Source organism: Streptomyces alkaliphilus, from assembly GCF_014141535.1.
Taxonomy (GTDB): Bacteria; Actinomycetota; Actinomycetes; order Streptomycetales; family Streptomycetaceae; genus Streptomyces; species Streptomyces alkaliphilus.
Map to the genome: position 1 here is coordinate 1 of NZ_VKHT01000341.1, position 4,913 is coordinate 4,913.

The window sequence follows — 4,913 nt, forward strand, 5'->3', positions numbered from 1 at the left end:
CCCCGACCCGGCGCGGGGCCCCCCGACACCGACACCGCCCGCGCCGCCGAACTGGAAGGCGCGCTGCGCGCGGCGGTCCGCGGCGAGATCGGCTTCACCGCCGGGGACCGGGCCCTGATGACCATGGACGCCTCCAACCACCGCCGGGTCCCCCTCGGGGTCGTCGCCCCCCGGGACGCCGACGACCTCGCCGCCGCCCTCGCGATCTGCCACGAGCACGGGGTGCCGGTCGTGCCGCGCGGCGGCGGCACATCCATCGCCGGACAGGCCACCGGCGTCGGCGTCGTCCTGGACTTCACCCGCCACATGAACCGGGTGCTCGCGATCGACCCGCAGAGCCGCACCGCCGAAGTGGAGCCGGGCGTCATCCGCGACGAGCTGTGCTCGATCGCCGCCCCGCACGGACTGGTCTTCGGCCCCGACCCCTCCACCCACAGCCGGTGCACCATCGGCGGCATGATCGGCAACAACGCCTGCGGCTCCCACTCCGTGGCCGTGGGCACCACGGCCGACAACGTCCTCGCCCTGGACCTGCTGACCCGCGACGGCCGGGCCCTGCGCGCCGATCCGGGCGGCTCCGGCCTCCCCGACGGACTGCGGGACGCCGGTCACGCGCTGGTGGACGCGCACGCCGCGCTCCTGCGCACGGGCATGCCAAAGCTGCCGCGCCGCATCTCCGGCTACGCGCTGGACCGACTGCTGCCCGAACACGGCCGGGACTGGGCCCGCGCCCTCACCGGTTCCGAGGGCACCCTCGCCGTGCTCACCCGCGCCACCGTCCGCCTCCTGCCGGTGCCCGCCGCCCGCGCCCTGGCCGTCATCGGTTACCCCGACGAGAGCTCCGCGGCCGAGGCCGCCCCCGGTCTGCTGCCGTTGCGTCCGCTCACCCTGGAGGGCATGTCGCAGGACCTGATCGGCGGCCCCGACCCCGGGCGTCGGGCCGCGGCCGGGGCCCTCCTGCCGCGCGGCGGCGCCTGGCTGTTCGCCGAGACCGGCGGCGACACCCCCGCCGAGGCCCGGGCGCGGGCCGCCGCGCTGTGCCGGGCCGCCGCCGACGGGGCCGTCGCCGGCACGGTGGTGGAGGACCCCACCGCGCAGCGATCCCTGTGGCGGATGCGGGAGGAGGCCTCCGGCACCGCCACCCGCGCGGCCGACGGCGGCGAGGCGTGGCCCGGCTGGGAGGACTGCGCCGTCCCACCCGCCCGGCTCGGCGCCTACCTGCGGGACTTCCGCGCCCTGCTGCGCGAACACGGCCTGCGGGGAGTTCCCTACGGCCACTTCGGTGACGGCTGCGTCCACGTGCGCATCGACTTCGACCTGCTCACCGCCCCCGGCGTCGCCCGCTACCGCGCCTTCTCCGGCGACCTGGCCCGGCTGGTCGTCTCGCACGGCGGCTCGCTCTCCGGCGAACACGGCGACGGCCTGGCCCGCGCCGAGCTGCTGCCCCTGATGTACGGGGACGCGGTGGTGGACCTCTTCCACCGCTTCAAGGACCTCTGGGACCCGGGCAACGGCCTGAACCCCGGCGTCCTGGCCCGCCCCGACCGCCTCGACGACAACCTGCGCTTCACCCCGCTGCCGCGCGAACCGGTCCCCGTCGCCTTCGGCTACCCCGGTGACTCCGGGGACTTCTCGGCGGCCGTGCGTCGCTGCGTGGGGGTCGCCAAGTGCCGGGTGAACGACCCGGGCACCGGGGTGATGTGCCCGTCCTGGCGCGTCACCCGGGAGGAACGGCACTCCACCCGGGGTCGGGCCCGTCTGCTGCACGAGATGCTCGCCGGGGAGGTGGTCACCGACGGTTGGCGCTCCACCGAGGTGCGCGACGCCCTCGACCTGTGCCTGTCCTGCAAGGGCTGCCGCAGCGACTGCCCGGTCGGGGTGGACATGGCGACCTACAAGGCGGAGTTCCTGCACCACCACTGGGCGGGCCGGATCCGGCCCGCCGCGCACTACTCGATGGGCTCGCTGCCCCGCTGGCTGCGCCTGGCGGCGGCGCTGCGCGCGGCCCCGCCGGCCAACGCCGCGGCCCGGGTGCCGCCGTTGGCCGCCCTCGCCAAGCGGCTGGGCGGCATCGACCCGGGCCGGGACATCCCCCCGCTGCCCCGGGCGCCGCTGCACCGCCGGCCGTCGGTGCGGGCGGTGCGCCGCCCCGTGGCGGGGATCGCCGCGGAGGCCGCCGCCGCCCGCGGGGACGGTTCCGGGCCGCGGGCCGTGCTGTTCCCCGACACCTTCACCGCCTTCCTCTCCCCGGAGGCCGGGGAGGCGGCGCTGCGGGTGCTGGGGGCCGCCGGGGTGAGGACCTCGGTACCGCGCGAACCGGTCTGCTGCGGCCTGACGTGGATCAGCACCGGCCGGCTGGACACCGCCCGCCGGGTCCAGCGCCGCACCCTGGAGCGGCTCTCCCCGCTGGTGGAGGCGGGCCTGACGATCACCGTCGCGGAGCCCCCCTGCGCCGCCGCGCTCCGCTCCGACCTCCCCGAGCTGCTGCACGACGACCCGCGCGCCGAGACCCTGGCCGCCTCCGTGCGGACCTTCGCCGAGACCCTGGAGGAGCTGGCGCCGGAGTGGGATCCACCGCGGGTGGACCGGCCGCTGGTCGGCCAGACCCACTGCCACCAGCACGCCGTGCTCGGCGACACCGCCGATCGGCGGCTGCGCGAACGCGCCGGTCTGACCGGGGAGCCGTTGACCGGCTGCTGCGGCCTGGCGGGGAACTTCGGCTTCGAGCGCGGCCACCTGGAGGTGTCCGCCGCCTGCGCCGAGGAGCGGCTGCTGCCCGCGGTGCGGGCGGCCGACCCCGGCGCGGTGCTGGTCGCCGACGGCTACTCCTGCCGGTTGCAGATCGCCCAGCTCGGGCCCCGGGACGGTCGGCCGGCGCGGCACCTCGCCGAGGTCCTCGCCGACGCCCTGCCGGCCGACGGCGAGGACCCCGGACGGAAGGGGTAGCCGGGCTCCCGCCCGGCCCGCCCGGGTTCGGGCGGGCCGGGCGGGCCGGGGTTCAGGCGGTGTCGGACCGGTCCGGCCCGGCGGGATCCGGGGCGGGGAGGTCCAGGGCGGCGAGAACCGCCTCCACCACCCGCTCCGGGCACTCCCGCCCCACCGGGACCGTGACCGCGTCCTCCTCCGGACCCGGCGGCTCCAGGGTCTCCATCTGCGAGTCGAGCAGCGCGGCCGTCATGAAGTGCTCGCCGCGCGAATCGAGGCGCTCCGCCAACAACCCCCGGTCGACCTCGAGGTGCACGAAGCGCACCCGGCACCCCCGGGCCCCCCGCAGCACCTCGCGGTAGGAGCGCTTCAACGCCGAACACGCCATCACCGAGGAGTCACCGTCGGCCGCCCGCTCGGAGATCCACTCCCGCAGGGCGCGCAGCCAGGGCTCCCGGTCGGAGTCGTCCAGCGGCTCGCCGGCCGACATCTTCGCCACGTTGGCCGCCGAGTGGAAGGAATCCCCCTCGGCCATCGGCCGGCCCAGCCGGTCGGCCAACATCCGCGCGACCGTCGTCTTGCCGCAGCCGGACACGCCCATCACCACCACGGCCGTCACCGGGGGCCCGGCCCCCGCGTCCGGACTCCCGTCGGAGCCCGCACCCGGGGTGGACGCCCGTCCGCTCGCCGTTCCCATTCTCAACCCCTGTCCCGTTCCGTCCCGACCCGGAATTCCCGAACCACCGGACCGCGCGTGTCGATGGCGATCCCCCGGGTCCCGACGGCCGCGTGCCCCGTGTCGGCGCGGAGCACGCGTGAGGGCCGTCGGTTCGTCCCCCCGGGGGACGGTGAGGTTCAGGCCGCCGGGTGTCCCGGCACCTCGCGCGGCGACCGGGGCCCCGGCCCGATGTACCGGGCGGAGGGTCGCACCAGCCGCCCGGTCCGCTTCTGCTCCAGGATGTGCGCCGACCAGCCCGCGGTCCGGGCACAGGTGAACATCGAGGTGAACAGCTCGGCCGGCACCTCGGCGAAGTCCAGCACGATCGCCGCCCAGAACTCCACGTTGGTGGCGAGCACCCGGTCCGGACGCCGGTTCCGCAGCTCCGTCAGCGCCGCCCGCTCCAGGGCCTCGGCCACCTCGTAGCGGGGCGCGCCCAGTTCCCGGGCGGTGCGCCGCAGCACCCGGGCCCGCGGGTCCTCGGCCCGGTAGACCCGGTGGCCGAAGCCCATCAGCCGCTCGCCCTTGTCGAGCTGTCCGCGGACGTACGCCTCCGCGTCACCGGTGCGCTCGATCTCCTCGATCATGCCGAGCACCCGGGAGGGCGCCCCGCCGTGCAGGGGACCGGACATCGCGCCCACCGCCCCGGAGAGGGCGGCGGCCACGTCGGCGCCGGTGGAGGCGATGACCCGGGCGGTGAAGGTGGAGGCGTTCATGCCGTGCTCGGCGGCCGAGGTCCAGTAGGCGTCCACGGCGGCGACGTGCCGGGGGTCGGGTTCGCCGCGCCAGCGGCGCATGAAGCGCTCCACCACGCTGTCGGACTTGTCGATCTCGCGCTGCGGCACCATCGGCAGGCCGGTGCCGCGGGCGGACTGCGCGACGTAGCTGAGCGCCATCACGGCGGCGCGCGCCAGGTCCTCGCGGGCCTGCCGCTCGTCGATGTCCAGCAGCGGGCGCAGGCCCCAGGCGGGCGCGAGCATCGCCAGTGCCGCCTGCACGTCCACCCGGACGTCACCCGAGTGGATGGGGATGGGGAAGGGCTCGGCGGGCGGCAGGCCGGGCTCGAAGGCACCGTCCACCAGCAGGCCCCACACCTGTCCGAAGGAGACCTCGCCGACGAGATCCTCGATGTCCACCCCCCGGTACCGCAGGGCGCCACCCTCCTTGTCGGGTTCGGCGATCTCCGTCTCGAAGGCGACCACACCCTCCAGGCCGGGGACGAAGGCGGACGCCGCGGCTCCCGGATCGGGGGCGGGGGAGGCCGGAGAGG

General features: G+C 76.7%; 3 protein-coding genes. 1 reads left to right on the top strand and 2 read right to left on the bottom strand.

All coding sequences use genetic code 11. From position 1 onward, the window contains the following. Window positions 1-51: 51 nt before the first annotated feature. Window positions 52-2,946 carry an FAD-binding and (Fe-S)-binding domain-containing protein gene (locus tag FNQ90_RS12575; RefSeq protein WP_228471084.1) on the top strand — a complete coding sequence of 965 codons (2,895 nt, stop codon included), beginning with the start codon at window positions 52-54 and terminating at the stop codon, window positions 2,944-2,946. A 52-nt stretch (window positions 2,947-2,998) separates the two neighbouring features. Here FNQ90_RS12575 and FNQ90_RS12580 read toward each other — a convergent pair whose 3' ends face one another. Together FNQ90_RS12580 and FNQ90_RS12585 are read right to left on the bottom strand one after the other, a co-directional pair. After that, entirely contained in the window at window positions 2,999-3,526 is a 528-nt protein-coding gene (locus FNQ90_RS12580; protein ID WP_182606454.1) for a gluconokinase, read from the bottom strand. A gap of 254 nt (window positions 3,527-3,780) precedes the next feature. Continuing rightward, a complete protein-coding gene (locus tag FNQ90_RS12585) occupies window positions 3,781-4,854 on the bottom strand; it encodes a citrate synthase 2 (RefSeq protein ID WP_182606455.1) in 1,074 nt (357 codons plus the stop codon). Window positions 4,855-4,913 lie beyond the last annotated feature (59 nt).